Here is an 18765-nt window from a genome sequence, read left to right as displayed (position 1 = left end):
CTTAATGTATTAGTTTTACCCGCTTGTAGAGTATGCGCTTTACGCGCTTGTTGCGGCTCTCAGTCGCTCAATATCTTCTTGTTAAATCAAGTCAATGTTCCTTTTACCCATGGTGATGCCTGTGGTTGAGTTTCCCTTTACCGCCGTCGTCGGCCAGGCATCGCTTAAGAAAGCGCTGCTTTTAAACGTAATCAACCCGCGCATTGGCGGGGTGCTGATTAGCGGCCCGCGAGGCAGCGCAAAATCAACCCTCGCCCGCGCGCTGGCGGCACTGCTGCCCGAATCTGACAAGGGCGGCAAGTCGCCGTTTGTGACCCTGCCGCTAGGCGCCAGTGAAGACCGCCTGACCGGCAGCCTGGACCTGCAAAAGGTATTGAACGAGCGCGAAGCCACCTTTCACGAAGGGCTGTTGGCCAGAGCGCATGGCGGCGTTTTGTACGTCGATGAAGTCAATCTGCTCGCCGATACCCTGGTCGACCTGCTGCTGGATGTCGCTGCCAGTGGGGTCAATATCGTTGAACGCGACGGTATTAGTCACTCCCACGCGGCACGTTTTAGCCTGATTGGCACCATGAACCCGGATGAAGGCGAACTGCGCCCGCAGTTGCTCGACCGGTTTGGCCTCTGCCTGGAACAGCCGGCCTCCATCCGTATCGAAGAGCGCATCGCCATCGTGCAGCAGCGCGATGCTTTTGATCGCGACCCCGAACGCTTTATCGCCGACTTCGCCGCTGAGCAGTCAGCCCTGCGTGAACGTATCGAGCAGGCGAGAGATGTGCTAGCAGCCGTGAGCGCACCTGAATGGGTTTACGCACACATCGCCAACCGCTGTGAAGAAGCCGGCGTCGAAGGCCTGCGTGCCGATGTTACCTGGCACCGCGCCGCCCAGGCCCATGCCGCTTGGCGGGGAGGCGATACAATCATTCAGGACGATGTGGATACCGTTGAGCCCTGGGTATTGGCCCATCGGCGTACGCATGAATCTTCCACACCACCATCAACGCCGCCGTCTTCTCCACCACCTTCGTCCACGCCAAATGAAAAGCCTTCTGGCGGTCAGTCGTCTGCCGGTGGACATTCAGGCGAGCAGGGGCAGTGGGGCGCCATGCCGCCCATCGCGCAGAACATGCTGGATAGCCAACTGCTGAATCTCCCTGCGCTTACACCCATCAACCGGCCTGCGGCTAAGCCGCTGCTTTCACTTGGCGGTACGCGTAAGGGCACCGAGTTGGGCCAGGGGCGAGCTAATAAACCACCTTCGTCTACCTCTCGCCCCGACTGGTTCGCCACGCTGATCGCCAATCGTGGTCAGTGGCCCTGGCGACAGTTGCGTGATCGCAAAGCGCGCACCGGGCAGCCAGTGCTGCACCTGGTACTGCTGGACACCTCCGGCTCGACGCTGGGTAAGCGCCTGTTGGGCCAGGCCAAGGGCTGGGTGGATAGCCTGACCCGCCAGGCGTACAGCGCTCGCGAGCAGCTGGCCGTGCTGGGGTTTGGCAACAATACGGTGACACCGCTACTCACCCGCCAGCGTGCGCCCAAAAGCCTAGAGGCGACGCTGAACAGTGCCGATGGCGGGGGCGGCACGCCGCTGCGTAAAGCGGTTGAGGAGGCAGGAAAGTTGATTCGTCAGTGGCAGCGCCGCGAACCCGGCCTACATATACGTACCTACTTGATCACCGACGGGCGCACCCGCGAGTCCGTTGCAGACCTGCCAACGCTTGGCGATTGTGTAGTGATGGATACCGAACACTCATTTGTAAAACGTGGCCAGGCGACACGCCTTGCCCAGCAGCTGGGCGCCTTGTATTGGGCACTGCCCACCCAGGAGTCAGCATGAGCGATAGCAATCACCAAAACCGCATGCAGCGCAAAAAAGAGGTGGTCGATGAGCGCATCAGCCGCGCCACTGAAGAGCGCGGGGTATTAATCCTGCTCAAAGGCAACGGCAAGGGTAAAAGCAGCTCGGCGCTCGGTACGCTGGCGCGCTCGCTGGGGCATGGTCAGAAAGGCGCGGTCATTCAGTTTATTAAAGGGCGGCGCGAAACCGGTGAATACCTGTTCTTTCGTGACCACCCAAGGCTTGACTGGCATATCATGGGCCAGGGCTTTACCTGGGAAACCCAGGACCGCGAGCGCGATATTCAAGCCGCCGAAACTGCCTGGGAAATCGCCAAGGGCCTGTTGGAAGACCCGGCCTACAACATCATCGTGCTGGACGAAATGAGCTACATGTTCAAGTACGGCTACCTGGACCCGGTGCCGGTGGTAGAGGCACTCAAACGCCGCCCAGCGCATCAGAATGTGATTATTACCGGGCGCACCATGGCACAGCCACTTCAGGAAATTGCCGACACCATCAGCACCGTGCAGGATGAGCGCCACGCGTTTCGCGGCGGCGTCAAAGCTCAGGCGGGGATCGAGTACTGATGAGTACACCTTCTGCCAGCTGCCCCGCGCTGTTTATTTCAGCACCTGCCTCAGGTCAGGGCAAAACCACGGTAACCGCCGGGCTTGCGCGGCTGCTGCGCAATCAGGGCAAGGTGGTGCGGGTATTTAAAACCGGGCCGGACTACCTGGACCCGCAAATACTCGCCCAGGCCTCTGGCCAACCGGTTGACCAGCTCGATTTATGGATGGCAGGCGAAGCCTACTGCCGCCAGCGCTTTTATGAAGCCGCTGTTGAAGCCGATTTGATTCTCGTGGAAGGCGCCATGGGCCTGTTTGACGGCGAGCCTTCCAGTGCCGATTTAGCCGCGCTGTTCGGCATTCCCATGGCCATCGTGATGGATGTTAAAGGCATGGCCCAAACAGCCGCTGCACTGGTAACGGGGCTGGCTGGCTTTCGTGACGACATTCAAATTGCCGGGCTGATTGCCAATAACTGCGGCTCCCAGCGCCACCGGGAGCTGATTGAAGGCGCGCTGCCCGCAGCCATTCCTTTTTTAGCTGCCGTACCGCGTGACCCTGAGCTGGCACTTCCCGAGCGTCATCTGGGCCTGGTGCAGGCGGAAGAGATTCGCGACGATCTGGAAATTCGCTTTGAAGCCGCGGCGCAGGCGCTGGAAGCCGCAGGGCTGCTGGACGCGCTCGCCACGCTTTCGCCGGTCAGCTTTAGTGCTTCTACTGAGGCGCTTCCTGCTGTGCCGCAGGCACTGGCTGGGCAGACAGTAGGCGTGGCCCGCGATGCGGCGTTCAGCTTTATTTATCAGGCCAACCTGGACCTGCTGGCGCAGATGGGTGCGCAGGTGCGCTTTTTCTCACCACTGAGCGATGCCGAACTACCCGAGTGCGATGCCCTTTGGCTACCTGGCGGCTACCCGGAGCTTCATGCGCAGGCGCTTGCGGCGAATACCGCCATGCGCGATGCCATTAACGGCTTCTTTAGCGCGGGTAAACCCATCCTCGCCGAGTGTGGTGGCATGCTGTATAGCCTGGAAACGCTAACCGACTATGCCGAGAACACTCACCCCATGCTCGGCTTACTGCCGGGGCACGGTGCCATGCGTGGGCGGCGCGGCTGCCAGGGCATGCAGACCGCCGAGCTGCCCGAAGGGCCGGTTCGTGGCCATGCCCATCACCGCTCGATGGCCGAGCAAATGCCTGAACCGATGGCTTACGGGCGCCGCCAGCGCCACCCCGCGCCTGGCGAGCCGATCTACCGTGCCGGTCGCTTAACGGCGACGTACTTACACCTGTTTTTCCCGAATAATCCTGCTGCGGTAGCGCGTCTGCTTAGCCTCGGTCTTGGCAACGATTCAGCGCAGGCCACGGCCGCAAGCCCCCAAATTGAGGAATCCTCGCATGCAGTTAAATAAAATTCCCGCCACGGTCGTGACCGGCTTTCTAGGTAGCGGCAAGACCACGTTGCTGGCCAATATTCTGCGCCAGATTACCGGTAAGCGGATTGCCGTGATCGTCAACGAGTTCGGCGAGCAGGATATCGACTCAAGCCTGCTGCGTAGCTGTGCGTTAGGTTGTGAAGACGGAGCTGAAGAGGGCGAGCAAGTCGACGCCGGTGAAGACGGCAGTATTTACGAGCTGGCCAATGGCTGCATCTGCTGCACCGTGGAAGAAGAGTTTCTGCCGGTGATGAAAAAGCTGGTGGCGAGGCGTGATGATATCGACCACATCCTGATCGAAACCAGCGGGCTGGCCTTGCCCAAGCCACTAGTGCAGGCGTTTAACTGGCCGGAAGTCCGCCAGCACTGCACCGTCGATGCCATTATCACCGTGATCGACGGGCCTGCCGTAGCCGCGGGCCGGTTTGCCAACGACGAAGAAAAGGTTGCCGCTCAGCGGCTGGCCGACGACAGCCTGGACCACGACCCCAGCCTGCGCGAACTGCTGGATGACCAGCTAAGCGCGGCGGATTTAGTGCTGGTCAGTAAAACCGACCTGCTGAACGCCGACGAGAAAGCCCGGGTTGAAGCGCTGGTACAGGCGCGGGTGCCCGCATCGGTCAAAACGCTGTTTATCGATCAAACGCTAGCGACTGACACGGCCCAGCTGGAAGCCCTGATGGGCATTGGCGCGGCCAGTGAGGAGCATATCGACAAGATTACCAACCATCACGACAAGCACCATGCCGAAGGCGCCCACCACGATCACGCCCACGATAACTTTGATTCCTGCGTCATTACGCTGGGCGAAGTCGATGGCGATGAGCTGGCGGCCAGGCTTCAACATCTGCTGAAAACCCAGGAGATTTATCGCGCCAAGGGTTTTGCGGCGATCCCCGGTAAACCCATGCGCCGAGTTATTCAGGCCGTCGGCGAGCGCCTGGACGGTTATTTTGACCGTTTGTGGCGTCAAGACGAGGCGCGCCAGACCCAGCTGGTGATTATCGGCAAAACGCTGAACAGCGATGAAATTCATAAGGCGCTGGCCAGCGCTGAGACGTCGGTAAGCGCCTAATGCATCTTTTCGCCGCCAAACCGGGAGGCTTTGTTGATGATGAAGGCATCATCGACCTGCAGCAAAGCCCTGCCGAGGTTGTGATTATGTCCGCCGCTGACAGTAACTTGTCGGCGTTGGCCCAGGCAGTTGATCGCCTGGGCGATGACTACCCCTCGGTGCGGCTGGCGAACTGGATGAACCTGGTGAAACCGGCGGCGTTTGATCTTTACGAAGACCGCGTGCTGGAAAAAGCCCGCTTGGTGGTGGTGTCACTGTTGGGTGGAAAGGGCTATTGGCAGTACGGCTACGAGCGGCTTCTGGCCTGGGCGGCTGCCAAGCCCGAGCGCCAGCTGATTCTGGTGCCCGGCTGCGACGCCCCGGACGATGCTTTGCTTGAAGACTCAAGCATAGCCTTCGACGATGCCTACCGCGTGTGGCGCTATTTACGCGAAGGCGGCGTGGACAACGCCGAGCAGCTGCTGCGCTTTATCGGAAGCGAATGCCTGGCGCATGAGTGTCTAACACATGAGTACCTAGCGCATGAGTATGCGTGGCAAGAACCTAAAGTGATTCCGGCAGCGGTTATTTATGCGCCTCAAGCCAACGGCCAGCAGGCGGTCAGCCTAAGCGAGTGGCAAAAGCAACGTGTTGCAGGGCGCCCGGTATGCCTACTGCTGTTTTATCGCAGCCACCTGCAGGGCGCGAATACCGCCGTGCTCGACGGCATGATCAACGCGTTGAAAGCCGAAGGGCTTGAGCCGTTAGCTGTTGCGGTGGCCTCTTTAAAAGAAGGCCCTTGCATCGCGTTTGCCAACCACCTCATTGAGCAAACCGGCGCTATGCTAGTGGTCAATACCACCAGCTTTTCGGTAAACCGCACCGCCGATGACGCCACTGCCGCAGATGAGCTGGGCAGTAATCTTCATGAAAGCCTTTTTGTCGGGCGGCCGGTGGTGCTTCAAGCGATACTCGCCAGCAGTACAGCGGATGACTGGCAGGGAATGGCCGCCGGGCTGCATAGCCGCGATGTCGCCATGCAGGTAGTGCTACCCGAAATGGACGGGCGGATTATCACCCGCGCCGTTGGATTTAAAGCCGAGGCGCACTATAACGCTCGCGCCCAGCTCTCTGTTACGCATCATACGCTGCACCCTGAGCGTGCCGCCTTTGTGGCCAAGCTGGCCCGGCGGTTTTGCGCGCTGCGCCAAACGCCCAATGCCCAAAAGCGCGTCGCGCTGATTATGGCCAACTACCCCAACCGCGATGGGCGTATCGGTAACGGAGTAGGGCTGGATACACCGGCCTCTACGCTGCACATTTTAAACGCTCTGAAAGGTGTCGGTTATCCGCTAAGCGAATTGCCGGAAAGCGGCGATGCGCTGATTCGCCTGCTCCAGGGCGCGGTTACTAACGATCATGACAGACTGGATCAACGCGCCTGCTGGCAAAGTATTAGCGTTGAGGATTATCTGGCCTGGTTTCAAACCCTGCCCGCCGCGCTTCAAAAAACGATATGCACCCGCTGGGGCGCGCCGCAAGACGACCCCAAATGCCGTCAGGGGCGGCTGATGATTTCGGGTATCCGCTTTGGCGAAACCTTCGTGGGCATCCAGCCCGAGCGCGACTTTATTGATGACCTGACCCAGTCCTACCACGATATGGAGCTGGCGCCGCCGCATAGCTACCTGGCGTTTTACCTCTGGCTGCGCGAGCACTATCAGGTCGAGGCGGTTATTCATGTGGGCAAGCACGGTAATCTTGAGTGGCTGCCGGGTAAAAGCACCGCGCTAAGCGCCGAATGCTGGCCGGATATCGCGCTCGGGCCGCTGCCGCATTTCTACCCGTTTATTGTCAACGACCCCGGCGAAGGCGCCCAGGCCAAGCGCAGAAGCCAGGCGGTAATTATCGACCACCTGATGCCGCCGCTGGCGCGCGCTGAACTTTACGGACCCATGGCCGAGCTTGAAGCGCTTACCGATGAGTATTATCAGGCGCTGGATATGGACCCGCGTCGCGAAGCGCTGATTCGCGAGCAGATACTTTTGCATCTGCGGGCAACTGGCATCGATCAGGAGCTTGCCCACGCGGTGAACAGCAGTTGTGACAGCGAAATTCTCAACGAGCTGGACACCTTTTTGTGCGATATCAAGGAAGCTCAGATTCGCCACGGCCTGCATATACTGGGCACGCTTCCGCCCGAGGAGAAACGGGCGGCTACGCTGGTAGCACTGTTAAGGCTGCCGCGTGGTGAAGCGGTGGCAAGCCGTGGCTTGCTGCACAATCTGGCTGCTGACTTGGCGCTGGGGGAAGACTTCGACCCGCTGGCGGCGGGCAGCGAGCCTTGGCTTGGTCCTAAACCGGCTGTGCTGGCAGGCAAACTAACCGCTGCCTGGCGAACCGGCGCCGATACCCGCGAGCGGCTGGAGCTACTTGGTGAAGAGCTGGTGGCCGACTATGTGTTGGCCCAAGGGGATTTGGCAACGCTTGCCCAAGCGTATCCTGCCTCGGCGGAGCAGCTTAAATTTGCCCGCGAGCAGCTGTGGGCCGCCATGCAGCAGGGTGTGAAAATGGAGATTGGCTCGCTGCTGGATGGGCTTGAGGGGATTTTTGTGCCCGCCGGGCCGAGCGGTGCGCCGAGCCGGGGGCGGTTGGATACGCTGCCCACTGGGCGCAACTTTTTCAGCGTGGATAACCGCTCGATTCCATCGCCTGCTGCCTGGACGTTGGGCGAGAAATCCGCTCAGGCGTTTGTCGAACGTTACCTGCAGGATCACGGTGACTACCCGCGCCGCTTGGGGCTCTCCATCTGGGGGACCGCGACCATGCGCACCGGCGGCGACGATATCGCCCAGGCCTTTGCGCTGATGGGCGTGCGGCCCAAGTGGTCATTGGGTTCTCAGCGGGTGATCGATTTTGAAGTAATCCCTTCGATGCTGCTTAACCGCCCACGGGTAGATGTCACGCTGCGCGTATCCGGTTTTTTTCGCGATGCCTTCCCCAATGTGATTCGCCTGTTTGATGCCGCCGTGCAAGCGGTTGCTAACTATGCAGAGCCAGGCGATAGCAACACCATTCGTGCTGCCGTGCTTGAGCGTCAGCACGCTCTTGAAGCTCAAGGGGTGAGTGCCGAAATGGCCGCCCAGGAAGCGAGCTACCGTATTTTTGGCAGTAAGCCCGGCGAGTATGGCGCAGGCCTGAACCGGCTGATTGAAAACCGTAGCTGGGGCGATGCCGATGACTTGGCCGAGGCCTACCTGGACACCGGCGCCTACGCTTACGGGCAGTTTGCGGATTCCGGCACCGCCGCACGCGGCGCCTTTGAGCAGCAGATCAAAGGGCTGGATGCGGTGATGCAGAATCAGGATAACCGCGAGCACGATATTCTCGACTCCAACAGCTACTACGCCTTTCAGGGCGGCATGGCTAACGCCACCCGCGCGCTTGCCGGCCAGGCGCCGGAGATCTATCACGCCGACCACGCCAACCCCGCCGTGCCCAAAATTCGCACGCTCAAAGAGGAGCTTGCCCGGGTCATTCGCTCGCGCGTGTTGAACCCCAAGTGGATCAACGCCATGCGTGAACACGGCTACAAGGGCGCGTTTGAAATGGCCGCCACGGTCGACTATCTGTTTGCTTACGATGCCACCACGGATTTAGTGGCGGATTACCAGTACGCCCAGGTGAGCGAAGCGCTGGTACTGGATGAGGCCAACCAACAGTTTTTACGTGAGCACAACCCCGCAGCGCTTGAAGAGATGGCCGAGCGGCTGCTGGAAGCTGCCCAGCGCGGCATGTGGCAGGAACCCGGCGAGCACGGCGAAGCGCTGCAAGACCTGCTGCTGGAAATGGACGAAGCCAGGGAAACCGCCAGTTTATGAGCATTAGTCCGCTGATCAAAGGCTGGTGCCCCGGCGCTTGGCGGCCCATGGAAACCGGCGACGGTTGGCTAGTGCGCGTGCGCCCACCGCTCGGCCAGCTTTCCAAAGCGCAGATGCTCGCGCTGTGCGATGCCGCGGAAACCTATGGCAACGGGTTAATTGAGTTAACCAGCCGCGCCAATATTCAACTGCGCGGCGTCTCGGAAAGCACATGGCCGCCGTTAATGGACTTTTTGGTCGCACACGAATTGGTCAGTGCGGACCCCGCCACCGAGCAGCAACCCCAATGCCTGCTGGCACCCGGCTGGCAGGCAGGCGACGACACGCATCAACTTGCCTGCTTGTTACAGCTGCGAGGCAGCGAACTGCCCGCGATGCCCAGCAAAGTCGGTATTGCCATTGATGCGGGTGAGTTAGCGGTATTGGGAGATACCGCCGCTGATTTTCGAATTGAGCGGGCAATCGACGGCGGGCTGATAGTGCGTGCCGAAGGCCATGCCTGCGGTACGCCGGTGGGCTCTATCGAGGCTGCCGTTGAGCATTTAATACGCCTGACGCACTGGTTTGTGGAAAGCGGCGGAAATCAAGCCGGGCGGATGCGGCGGCATAAAGTGCCGCTTCCCGCATGGTCACCTGCTAAAATGCGCCCCGCAAGCGCTTGTGTAAGTGCGGGTAAAATGCCAAACGCGGCGCTGGTGCTTGGCGAACATCAAGCGGGCATGGTTTACGGGCTGCCGTTTGGCCGCGCAGCCGCCGCTGCATTGCGGGCGGCCGTAACGCCTGCGGCGGTGAGCCATGTACGCGTAACGCCGTGGCGACGTTTATGGGTCAAGGGCGCAAGCGGGCCGGTTGAAGGATTGATCAATGATAACCAGGATACGCGTTTATTGATGGATGCCTGCCCCGGCGCGCCTTACTGCGCCCAGGCAAGCGTTGCCACCCAACCGCTCGCCAGGCAGTTAGCGCCCGACGTTAAAAGACATAGCGTTCATATATCCGGCTGCGCCAAGGGGTGCGCCCGCCGTTCATCGGCCGACGTGTGCCTGGTCGGTCAGGCAGGCCGATTTAATCTTATTGTTAAGGGTGATGCCCAGAGCACGCCCATTAAGACAGACCTCACCGAGACTGAGGTCGTCGAATATTTGGAGAGTTTGGGTGCCCTATAAGTACGAAACAAGTGGCCCGGCGATTTACCGGGAATCCTTCGCGATTATCCGCAGCGAGGCCGACCTTGCGCGCTTTTCAGCTGAGGAAGAGACCGTTGCCGTGCGCATGATTCACGCTGCCGGGCTGGTGGAGCTGGCCGCGCATATTCATTTTCAAAATGACGCGGTCAATAAAGCACGTTCAGCATTGGAGCAGGGTGCGCCAATACTCTGCGATGCGCGAATGGTCTCTGAAGGCATCACCCGCAAGCGCCTACCGGCCAATAACGAGATTATTTGCACCCTGAACGATGAGCGCACGCCACACCTCGCTCAGGAAATGGCTAACACCCGTTCGGCCGCAGCGCTTGAATTATGGCGCCCGCATCTGGAAGGCGCCGTGGTGGCCATTGGCAACGCGCCCACCGCGCTGTTTCATCTTTTGAACATGCTGGAAGACCCAAACTGCCCGCGCCCGGCGGCGGTAATCGGCTGCCCGGTAGGCTTTGTAGGCGCCGCTGAATCCAAGGAAGCGCTTTGGGCGACGCCCGCCATTCCCAGCTGCATCGTACGCGGCCGCTTGGGTGGCAGTGCAGTAACGGTCGCGGCCATCAACGCCATGGCGGATCGCGTCGAATGACTCAGGCATCCGCACAAGGCACGGTTTACGGCGTTGGCCTGGGGCCGGGTAGCCAGGACTTGATGAGCGTACGCGCCGACCGGCTGATTCGTGGCGCCACGCATATTGCCTATTTTCGTAAAAAGGGCCGCCGTGGCCATGCGCGCAGCATTGTTGAAGGCCTGTTAGCCCCCGGCACTATTGAGCTGCCCATGGAGTACCCGGTCACCACGGAGATTCCTTTCGACGACCCGCAGTACAACGCACTGCTCTCAGAGTTTTACTCGCAATGCGTGGCCCAACTGACCGAGATAGCCAACGCCGGTTGCAACGTGGTGGTGCTCTGCGAAGGCGACCCGTTCTTCTACGGCTCGTTTATGCACCTGTATACGCGCCTGCTCAACCAGGTACCGGTGTCGGTAGTGCCGGGGATTACCGGTATGTCCGCCGCCTGGACAGCGACCGGGCAGCCTATCACCTGGGGCGACGATATCCTGACCGTGCTGATGGGCACGCTGCCGGAAGAAACGCTCGCCAAACATATCGCCGATACCGACGCGCTGGTGGTCATGAAGATTGGGCGCAATCTTCACAAGCTGCGCCGAGCGCTTAAACAGGCGGGCCGGGAAGACCAGGCTTGGCTGATCGAATACGCCGCCATGGAGCAGCAGCGCGTGTTGCCGTTGGTAGACGTTGGCGAGAGCGTGCCTTACTTCTCGATTGTGCTGATTCACGGCAACGGGAGGCGCCCATGAGCGGCTGGCTAAAAATTGTCGGCCTGGGGCCGGGCGCGGATGCGATGATTACCCCGGAAGTAACGGCCGCGCTTAGTGACGCCACGGACGTGGTGGGCTACGTACCCTACGTGAACCGAGTAGCACCGCGCGATGGCCTGACCCGCCACGGCTCAGACAACCGCGAAGAGATTCGCCGTGCCGAGCAGGCGCTACAGCTGGCGCTAGAAGGCCACCGAGTCGTGGTGGTTTCCTCTGGCGACCCCGGTGTATTCGCCATGGCCTCGGCGGTGTTTGAAGCGCTGGAAGCGGGCGATGCCGCGTGGCGCGCACTGGATATTCAGGTGCTGCCAGGTATTTCTGCAATGCTGGCGGCCAGCGCCCGTGCGGGTGCGCCGCTGGGGCACGACTTCTGCTGCATCAATCTATCCGACAACTTGAAGCCCTGGGCGCTGATCGAAAAGCGCCTGCGTTTGGCCGTTGAAGCCGATTTTGCGATGGCGTTTTATAACCCGCGCTCAAAATCGCGCCCGGTAGGGTTTGAGCGCACCCTGGACGTGCTGCGCGAGGCGTGTGAGCCTGAACGGTTGATTATCTTCGCCCGCGCGGTTTCAACGCCTGATGAGTCGATCCGCGTAACGGCCTTAAAAGATGCCACACCGGAAATGGCGGATATGCGCACGCTGGTGATTGTCGGTTCAAAACAGACGCGGTTGATTGAGCGAGACGGCGAGCCGTTGGTGTATACGCCGCGCTCAGCGCTTTGATCAAGAGCGACTATTAAGCCAGGCAAGTACTTCATCAACGCTATGCACTTCATGGCGCGCGGGGAGCGCCGGGCGGTCAATCATGACGACCGGCACGCCAAGCGCGCGGGCGGCGTCAAGCTTGGAAACGGCACCTTCGCCACCAGCGTTTTTGCACACGATGCGTTCGATACGTTGGGTTTTGAGTAGCGCTAAATCGCCTTCCAGGGTGAATGGGCCTCTATCCACCGTGGTGGTGAAGTGGGCAAGCGGCAGCGGGGCGGTTGGCTGGTCGACCAGGCGCAGCACATAGTGGTGTTGAGGCTGCGCGGCAAACGCGGCCAGATGCATGCGGCCAATCGCGAGCAGCACACGCTGGGGCGGGCCTTCGAGGGCGCTAACCGCCTCTTCTACACTTGCCACGTGTTGCCAGTTATCGTGAGTAGTAGGCATCCAGGCCGGGCGCGTCAGGGCAATCGTCGGTACGCCGGTTTGCAGGGCAGCGGCCAGAACATTACGGCTCATCTGCGTGGCAAACGGGTGGGTTGCATCAATAATATGGGTGATGCGCTGTTGGGTGATAAACGCCGCCAAACCGTCGGCGCCGCCGAAACCGCCCACGCGGGTGGGCAGCGGCTGCGCTTTAGGCGTTTTAACCCGGCCTGCATAGCTGAACATGGCTGGAATACCGCGCTGACTAACGGCGAATGCCAAGGCGCTTGCTTCACTTGTACCCCCAAGAATCAGGACGTTTATCATGGCTTTAGTTAACAAGGCTCCGTGGCTCACACTGTTAGGTTGGGGGGAGAGTGGCACAGCGGGCCTGACAGCGGCAAGCCGCGAGCAACTTGAACGTGCCGAGATCGTGTTTGGCGCCCGCCGCCATTTGCGCCTTCTTCCCCCGTTAAGCGCGGATATTCGTGAGTGGCCGGTGCCGTTTCTTGATGGCATCCCCGCACTTCTCAACGAGCGCGGCCGCCAAGTGGTCATGCTGGTATCCAATGATCCGTTCTGGTTCGGGGCGGGCACTAGCCTCGCGCGCCACCTGGAAGCCAGCGAATGGATCGCCGTGCCATCACCCTCGACCTTTAGCCTGGCGGCAGCCCGGTTAGGCTGGGCGCTTGAGCGCTGCACCTGCCTGGGCCTGCACGCCAAACCGCTTACCCGCATTCGGCCCTACCTGCAAAGCGGCAGGTGCTTGCTGGTGCTGTTACGCGATGGCAGCGCCGTAGCCGAGTTGGCCGCACTGGTTAATAAATTCGGCTTTGCGGATTCCCAACTAAACGTACTGGAAGCCCTGGGCGGTGAAGGTGAGCGCATCCGCACGCTGCGCATGGATGAAGCGTTACCCGAGGATATCGCCCATCCGTTGGCGGTCGGCATCGAAGTCGCGGGCAACGGCCCCGCAATTCCCTTAACGCCTGGCTTAGCCGATAGCTTTTTTGAGCACGACGGGCAGATCACCAAGCAGGCCGTGCGTAGCTTAACGCTTTGCGCACTGGCCCCCAGGTTTGGGGAGCGGCTGTGGGATATTGGCGCGGGCTCTGGCTCCATCGCCATTGAGTGGCTGCTGGCCCACCCGGATAATCAGGCCATCGGCTTTGAGCAGCACCTGGAGCGCGCCGCGCGGGCGCGGCGTAATGCAGAAAACCTCGGTGTTGATTGGCTGGAGGTAAACCAAGGCTGCGCTCCGGAGGTGCTTGAGAATGCGCCGCTGCCCGATGCGGTGTTTATCGGCGGAGGGCTTTCCCAAAAACTGCTGGACACTTTATGGCAGGTGTTGCCCCACGGCACGCGGGTAGTAGCCAACGCGGTCACGCTGGAATCCGAAGCGTTGCTGGCGCATTGGCAGCAACAGGCGGGCGGCGAACTGCTGCGCCTGGAGCTTGCCCACGCCGCGCCCATGGGCACGCGCCGGGGCTGGAAATCCAGCTACCCAATCGCGCAGTGGCGCGGTGTTCGATGACTACGCAAACAATAGCGATGAACGTGGCAGGTTTCGGCTTTCGCCGGCAGGCAACGCGTGAGTCGCTTGAACAGGCGCTGGATCAGTTGATTGCCGAGTACGGCCCTATTGATCAGTTGGCGGCAGCGCGCAGTATGCTGCCACTGGTTGAAGCGCTGGGCAGCGCTCGTAACATCCTGGTAATAGGCGTAGCGGACGAAGCATTACCCAGCGCCACCACGCTGACCCATTCCGCCTACAGCCTGCGCGAAAAAGGCACCGGCAGCGTGGCCGAAGCCGTGGCGCTGCTGGCCGCAGGCCAAGGGGCACGGCTTCTAGGCCCGCGAACAGTTTCAGACGATAGAAAGGCCACGGCCGCGGTGGCGACCACAGCGGCGCAAGGAGTTGGATTATGACGGTTCATTTTATTGGCGCAGGCCCCGGCGCGCCGGATCTACTCACGCTGCGCGGGCGCGACCTGATCGCCGCCTGCCCGGTGTGCCTGTACGCGGGGTCGCTCGTGCCCGAAGAAATTCTCGAACACTGTCCGAAAGACGCGCGCATCATCAACACCGCGCCGCTGTCGCTCGATGACATCATGCAGGAAATCCAGATCGCTCATGCCGCAGGCCAGGATATCGCCCGGCTACACTCCGGCGATTTATCGGTATGGTCCGCCATGGGCGAACAGCTGCGCCGCTTGCGGGAGCTTGATATTCCCTACAGCGTGACCCCCGGCGTGCCTTCCTTTGCCGCCGCGGCAGCAACGCTTGGCCAGGAGCTAACGCTACCCGGCGTGGCGCAATCCGTGGTGCTGACCCGTACGCCGGGCCGGGCCAGCGCCATGCCGGAAGATGAAACGCTTGCCAACTTCGCCCGCACGGGCGCCACGCTTGCCATTCACCTCTCCATCCACAATCTGGCCCAGGTGGTGGAAAGCCTGACGCCCCATTACGGCGAAGAGTGCCCGGTGGCGATTGTGTGGCGGGCCAGCTGGCCGGATGAGCATGTGGTACGCGGACGCTTATCCACAGTGGAATCGCTGATCGACCACACGCTCCAGCGCACGGCGCTGATTCTGGTGGGGCCGGTACTCGAAGCCGAAGACTTCCAGGAAAGCAGCCTGTACGCGGTAGGTTACGACCGCCGCTTTCGCCCCCAGTCCGCGGATTCACCGTTTGCCAGCAGCGATGAAGAGGGCAGCGCATGATCACGCTCTCGCTGATCGGCATTGGCACCGGCAACGTCGACCACGTAACGCTCGCGGCGGTTCGCGCCTTGAACGCGGCCGACGTGATTCTGTTGCCGCGCAAGGGCGAGGCGAAATCAGACCTTATCGACCTGCGCCGCGTACTGTGTGAACAGTTGCTTAATGACACGGCCAGTACCCGTATCGTCGAGTTCGATTTACCCACCCGCGACGGCGAACGCCAGTACCTAAGCGCAGTAGACGAATGGCATAACGCCATTGCCAGCGCATGGGCCGAGCTGATGGATAAGCACCTGCCTGGCGGCGGCCGCGTTGGCATGCTGGTATGGGGCGACCCCTCGCTTTACGACAGCAGCCTGCGCATCGCCAAGCGCCTGACGGACAGCGGCCGTGCGGTTGAGGTCAACGTCGTGCCCGGCATCACCAGCCTGCAAGTGCTCACCGCCGGGCATAAAATCCCTCTTAATGCGCTAGCCGAGCCAATCCAAATAACCACCGGCCGCCGCCTGCGCGAACGCGGCTGGCCTAGTGATGCCGCCACCGTTGCCGTGATGCTCGACAGCGGCGGGGCTTTTACCACACTGCCACAAGACGACACCTACATCTGGTGGGGCGCCTATTTAGGTATGGATAAACAGTGCCTGATCAAAGGCCCGCTAAGCGAGGTAAGCGACGAGATTATTGAGCGCCGCGGCGCGCTGCGTGAAGCGCACGGCTGGATTATGGATATCTACTTACTCGCCAAACAGCCACTTATTTAGCGCCGGTATAAAGTTGGAATGTTTTTCCATAAAATGGCTCTACCGAATTACCTGATAGTCAGCATTCAAGGAGCAAGCCATGAGCTTTTACGTCTACCTTTCCGGCGAGATCCACACCGACTGGCGCGATGAAATTCAACGCGGCGCAGAAGCCGCAGGCCTGGATATTGTGTTTACCGCTCCCGTTACCGACCACGACGCCTCTGACGCCGCAGGCGATCACCTCGGCGAGCAGAGCAACCCGTTCTGGCGCGACCACCAATCCTCCAAGGTCAACGCCATTCGCACCCGCACGCTGATCGAGCAAAGCGATTTAGTTGTTGTGCGCTTCGGCGACAAATACAAACAGTGGAACGCTGCGTTTGATGCTGGCTACTGCTCCGCACTCGCCAAGCCCTACATCACCCTGCACAGCGAAGATATCATCCATCCGCTGAAAGAAGTGGATGCCGGGGCACAGGCCTGGTGCACCACCACTGAGCAGGTTGTTGAAACACTCAAGTACGTGCTCAAAGCGTAAGCCAGACTCAGAAAAACTCTGCAGGCCTTCACGGCCTGCAGCCCCCGCTTTCCCCAACCCACCCACTACCGCCCCCGTAGGAGCACGCTTTAGCGCGCGACGATCACGCCCCAAAAGTCAGCAACCCCGTAGCACGGCGTAACGATTTGGCGAGCCAATGAGGCACCCGCGAAGGGCAGCGTCAGCTAAACCGATCTCGCCACTGTTCTTCGCATCAGCCTGCTAATCTGAATAAAGAACCACCACTACTTATCTATGTTCCACAACCAAGCTGCCTCTAAGACCTATTGTTGACCAGTACCTTCAAATTTCACGTGACCTAAGATAAATTTGTGAATAGAGTATGAGTAGAAGAACGAGATGGCAGGCGTGCAAATATTGCATATATGATCGATAAACAGAACAAAGCAAGTGGATAAGAGTGTTGTATTTAGCGAAGTTAAATAGTGAAACGTATAATCACCAGGAGGGAAAAATGAATATCACTTATTAAAAGCATGCATGAATCATTATGTTTTTAAAACAACACAAATTGTAGGGAAAACGCCGTGAAGCAGCAACCTTTAGATTTAGTACCTGTTAAAATTCAGGAAGTAGATAATATTAGCATGGGTGTTTTGCCTAATGGCGAAACTTTTCTTTCACTTCAGGGATTAGCTAAATTTGGTGGAGTAGCACCTAGCCTGGATTTCTCATAGCACCTCAGCCAGTACCGCACTCAGGCTAACACCGCTAAACACCTATTGGCTCGACTTACATCGGCTACTTTTTAACCACTTTTCGTCGTTCAGACACACCTCCCCCTTCCCCCCATTGCGTCGGGCCGGGGGAGCCCGAGCAGTCAGTTCGGCACCAACCGCCTGACGAGATCGGATAGCGCCGTTTTATAGGGGTAGCTGTCACTCATGAGTACGCGGATTCGACGCGTATTGCGGATGATGACCGCGCCTACTTTGATGAGCTTGAGCCTCAGGTTGCTCGGACTCATGCGCGCGAAGGGCGTGTGCTTCAGGTAAGTCCGTAACCGCTCGAACAGTGTATAAGCGAAGCCCGACAAGATCAGCCGCCACTGATTGGCCCACCAGTGCGTGCTGGAGGTACGGTCAGCGAACAGGCTCAGTTGTTGATCCTTGATCCGGTTCTCCATGTCACCCCGGGCACAGTACTGCTCGTAGTAAAGCTTGAAGCCGTCATCGTAACGGGAACTGATGATAAACCGGGGATTAGAGCCCAGCTCGCCTTCTTCCAGACGGGCCACCACCCAGCGTGGGTATTTCCAGGAGTGTGCTTGATACGGAAAGCGAAACGTCTCTGCCACTTTCCCTCCCACCTGCCATTGGGTCTTGCGTACCAGCATCATGGGCACATCCACTTCCTTGAGCAGCCGGCTGTTCTTGGCGATTCCCACGATGTAGTCGACGTGATGCCGATCGCACCAGTTCAGCATCCGGGGACGACAAAAGTGGCTATCACCTCGTAACACGATGCGGGTATCGGGCCAGTATTGGCGGATAAAGCGTACCAGTAAGGCGAGGATCGCCCAGCTATGGCGGCTGTCGCTGCGGTCACTGGTGCGCAGATAGCTCACCAGTAAGTGGCGCCCACAGAAGACATACAGCGGGAAGTAACAGTGGTGATCGTAATAACGGTTAAAAAACTTGCCGGGTTGCTCGCCATGCACGGGGATGTCGGTGCCATCAAAGTCCAGCACGATCTCCTTTGGTGGTTCGTCATGCTGTTCAATGAAGTGATGCCACAGCAACTCATGGGCCTTCACTATTGCTTGCCGATCGGCGTTCTGCTCCACCCGGCACAGCGTTGACTTGCCTGCCAGCGTATCCTCTTCACCGAGCGCTGTCTGGAGGGCCTGATCATAGCGCAGGGCCTCATGGTCGTTGAAATCTTCGTAGCCAGCGGCGACACCGAACACCCGCTGACGAACCAGAGTGTCGAGCTTATGACGAAGCTGTTCCGGTGCGCGGGGATCATGAAGCACGGTGGCCAAGCGGCGTGTCAGGCGATGGTGTTTATCGACTTCACGAAGCAGGAGTAATCCGGCGTCCGACGTGATGTGGCCCCCGGAGAAGTCGGCTTCAATTTGGCGGCGTGAGAGTGGCGAGAAGGTCAGCTTTTCAGGTACCATTTTGGAAGCGGCTGTTGGTGCTTGATGGATTGGTTAGGTTCTTGAAATCATAGCACTTTCAGCCGCTTTCTTTTATACCCTGTGAGAAATCCAGGCTAAGTTAGTTATATGCCAAAAATCGCCTTGAGCTTCTTGGATCATTCTATCTGACTTTAGCGTTTCTAG

17 protein-coding genes are annotated in these 18765 nt (G+C 59.6%); 15 read left to right on the top strand and 2 right to left on the bottom strand.

Features of this window, described 5'->3' with window-relative positions:
• The first annotated feature begins 109 nt into the window (after positions 1–109).
• Genes ACT3XD_RS16695 through cobJ form a run of 9 tightly spaced genes read left to right on the top strand, consistent with a single transcriptional unit; the run spans position 110 to position 12042 of the window.
• Positions 110–1840, top strand: coding sequence for an AAA family ATPase (locus ACT3XD_RS16695; RefSeq protein ID WP_192539339.1), 1731 nt, complete (start codon positions 110–112; stop codon positions 1838–1840).
• Positions 1837–2430 (top strand): cob(I)yrinic acid a,c-diamide adenosyltransferase, encoded by a 594-nt coding sequence (cobO, locus tag ACT3XD_RS16690; protein WP_192539340.1) that lies wholly within the window; start codon positions 1837–1839, stop codon positions 2428–2430. The genes ACT3XD_RS16695 and cobO overlap by 4 nt, the downstream gene beginning before the upstream one ends.
• On the top strand, positions 2430–3818 hold the full coding sequence (locus ACT3XD_RS16685) for a cobyrinate a,c-diamide synthase (protein ID WP_192539341.1): 1389 nt from the start codon (positions 2430–2432) through the stop codon (positions 3816–3818). The genes cobO and ACT3XD_RS16685 overlap by 1 nt, the downstream gene beginning before the upstream one ends.
• On the top strand, positions 3805–4917 hold the full coding sequence (cobW, locus tag ACT3XD_RS16680) for a cobalamin biosynthesis protein CobW (protein ID WP_192539342.1): 1113 nt from the start codon (positions 3805–3807) through the stop codon (positions 4915–4917). Before ACT3XD_RS16685 ends, cobW begins: the two co-directional genes overlap by 14 nt.
• Positions 4917–8777, top strand: coding sequence for a cobaltochelatase subunit CobN (cobN, locus tag ACT3XD_RS16675; RefSeq protein WP_192539343.1), 3861 nt, complete (start codon positions 4917–4919; stop codon positions 8775–8777). Before cobW ends, cobN begins: the two co-directional genes overlap by 1 nt.
• Complete coding sequence (locus tag ACT3XD_RS16670; RefSeq protein ID WP_192539344.1) at positions 8774–9943, top strand: cobalamin biosynthesis protein CobG; 1170 nt, start codon at positions 8774–8776, stop codon at positions 9941–9943. Before cobN ends, ACT3XD_RS16670 begins: the two co-directional genes overlap by 4 nt.
• Positions 9933–10562, top strand: coding sequence for a precorrin-8X methylmutase (locus ACT3XD_RS16665; protein WP_192539345.1), 630 nt, complete (start codon positions 9933–9935; stop codon positions 10560–10562). Before ACT3XD_RS16670 ends, ACT3XD_RS16665 begins: the two co-directional genes overlap by 11 nt.
• Positions 10559–11296, top strand: a complete 738-nt coding sequence (locus ACT3XD_RS16660; protein WP_192539346.1) for a precorrin-2 C(20)-methyltransferase — start codon at positions 10559–10561, stop codon at positions 11294–11296. Before ACT3XD_RS16665 ends, ACT3XD_RS16660 begins: the two co-directional genes overlap by 4 nt.
• Positions 11293–12042: a precorrin-3B C(17)-methyltransferase gene (gene cobJ / locus ACT3XD_RS16655; protein ID WP_192539347.1), complete on the top strand. Its 750-nt coding sequence runs from the start codon at positions 11293–11295 to the stop codon at positions 12040–12042. The genes ACT3XD_RS16660 and cobJ overlap by 4 nt, the downstream gene beginning before the upstream one ends.
• Here cobJ and ACT3XD_RS16650 read toward each other — a convergent pair whose 3' ends face one another.
• A complete protein-coding gene (locus tag ACT3XD_RS16650; RefSeq protein WP_192539355.1) occupies positions 12043–12780 on the bottom strand; it encodes a cobalt-precorrin-6A reductase in 738 nt (245 codons plus the stop codon).
• On the opposite strand from ACT3XD_RS16650, the gene cbiE reads away from it, so the two are divergent.
• From cbiE to ACT3XD_RS16620, 6 genes are all read left to right on the top strand, one after another.
• Complete coding sequence (cbiE, locus tag ACT3XD_RS16645; protein ID WP_192539348.1) at positions 12779–13987, top strand: precorrin-6y C5,15-methyltransferase (decarboxylating) subunit CbiE; 1209 nt, start codon at positions 12779–12781, stop codon at positions 13985–13987. The two genes, ACT3XD_RS16650 and cbiE, sit on opposite strands and share 2 nt — an antisense overlap.
• The gene (locus ACT3XD_RS16640; RefSeq protein WP_192539349.1) at positions 13984–14382 is read left to right on the top strand and encodes a cobalamin biosynthesis protein; all 399 of its coding nucleotides are present in this window, start codon (positions 13984–13986) and stop codon (positions 14380–14382) included. Before cbiE ends, ACT3XD_RS16640 begins: the two co-directional genes overlap by 4 nt.
• Entirely contained in the window at positions 14379–15176 is a 798-nt protein-coding gene (gene cobM, locus ACT3XD_RS16635; protein ID WP_192539350.1) for a precorrin-4 C(11)-methyltransferase, read from the top strand. Before ACT3XD_RS16640 ends, cobM begins: the two co-directional genes overlap by 4 nt.
• On the top strand, positions 15173–15937 hold the full coding sequence (gene cobF, locus ACT3XD_RS16630; RefSeq protein WP_192539351.1) for a precorrin-6A synthase (deacetylating): 765 nt from the start codon (positions 15173–15175) through the stop codon (positions 15935–15937). Before cobM ends, cobF begins: the two co-directional genes overlap by 4 nt.
• 79 nt (positions 15938–16016) lie before the next feature.
• Positions 16017–16457, top strand: a complete 441-nt coding sequence (locus ACT3XD_RS16625; RefSeq protein WP_192539352.1) for a YtoQ family protein — start codon at positions 16017–16019, stop codon at positions 16455–16457.
• Between the two features lie 548 nt (positions 16458–17005).
• Positions 17006–17155: a hypothetical protein gene (locus tag ACT3XD_RS16620; RefSeq protein WP_192539353.1), complete on the top strand. Its 150-nt coding sequence runs from the start codon at positions 17006–17008 to the stop codon at positions 17153–17155.
• 143 nt (positions 17156–17298) lie between these two features.
• Here the strand turns inward: ACT3XD_RS16620 and ACT3XD_RS16615 are convergent, their stop codons facing one another.
• On the bottom strand, positions 17299–18600 hold the full coding sequence (locus ACT3XD_RS16615; RefSeq protein WP_089692137.1) for an IS1380 family transposase: 1302 nt from the start codon (positions 18598–18600) through the stop codon (positions 17299–17301).
• Between the last annotated feature and the right edge of the window lie 165 nt (positions 18601–18765).

This window comes from Halomonas sp. AOP7-B1-5, assembly GCF_052353045.1.
Taxonomy (GTDB): domain Bacteria; phylum Pseudomonadota; class Gammaproteobacteria; order Pseudomonadales; family Halomonadaceae; genus Vreelandella; species Vreelandella colorata.
This window is presented reverse-complemented; position numbering and strand designations above follow the sequence as displayed.

Excerpts from the sequence above, each read along its gene's own strand:
- cobN (WP_192539343.1), top strand. The coding sequence starts at position 4,917 with ATGCATCTTTTCGCCGCCAAACCGGGAGGCTTTGTTGATGATGAAGGC.
- ACT3XD_RS16650 (WP_192539355.1), bottom strand. The coding sequence starts at position 12,780 with ATGATAAACGTCCTGATTCTTGGGGGTACAAGTGAAGCAAGCGCCTTG.
- cbiE (WP_192539348.1), top strand. The coding sequence starts at position 12,779 with ATGGCTTTAGTTAACAAGGCTCCGTGGCTCACACTGTTAGGTTGGGGG.
- ACT3XD_RS16685 (WP_192539341.1), top strand. The coding sequence starts at position 2,430 with ATGAGTACACCTTCTGCCAGCTGCCCCGCGCTGTTTATTTCAGCACCT.
- cobW (WP_192539342.1), top strand. The coding sequence starts at position 3,805 with ATGCAGTTAAATAAAATTCCCGCCACGGTCGTGACCGGCTTTCTAGGT.
- cobJ (WP_192539347.1), top strand. The coding sequence starts at position 11,293 with ATGAGCGGCTGGCTAAAAATTGTCGGCCTGGGGCCGGGCGCGGATGCG.
- ACT3XD_RS16640 (WP_192539349.1), top strand. The coding sequence starts at position 13,984 with ATGACTACGCAAACAATAGCGATGAACGTGGCAGGTTTCGGCTTTCGC.
- ACT3XD_RS16670 (WP_192539344.1), top strand. The coding sequence starts at position 8,774 with ATGAGCATTAGTCCGCTGATCAAAGGCTGGTGCCCCGGCGCTTGGCGG.
- ACT3XD_RS16660 (WP_192539346.1), top strand. The coding sequence starts at position 10,559 with ATGACTCAGGCATCCGCACAAGGCACGGTTTACGGCGTTGGCCTGGGG.
- ACT3XD_RS16625 (WP_192539352.1), top strand. The coding sequence starts at position 16,017 with ATGAGCTTTTACGTCTACCTTTCCGGCGAGATCCACACCGACTGGCGC.
- ACT3XD_RS16615 (WP_089692137.1), bottom strand. The coding sequence starts at position 18,600 with ATGGTACCTGAAAAGCTGACCTTCTCGCCACTCTCACGCCGCCAAATT.
- cobO (WP_192539340.1), top strand. The coding sequence starts at position 1,837 with ATGAGCGATAGCAATCACCAAAACCGCATGCAGCGCAAAAAAGAGGTG.
- cobF (WP_192539351.1), top strand. The coding sequence starts at position 15,173 with ATGATCACGCTCTCGCTGATCGGCATTGGCACCGGCAACGTCGACCAC.
- cobM (WP_192539350.1), top strand. The coding sequence starts at position 14,379 with ATGACGGTTCATTTTATTGGCGCAGGCCCCGGCGCGCCGGATCTACTC.
- ACT3XD_RS16695 (WP_192539339.1), top strand. The coding sequence starts at position 110 with ATGGTGATGCCTGTGGTTGAGTTTCCCTTTACCGCCGTCGTCGGCCAG.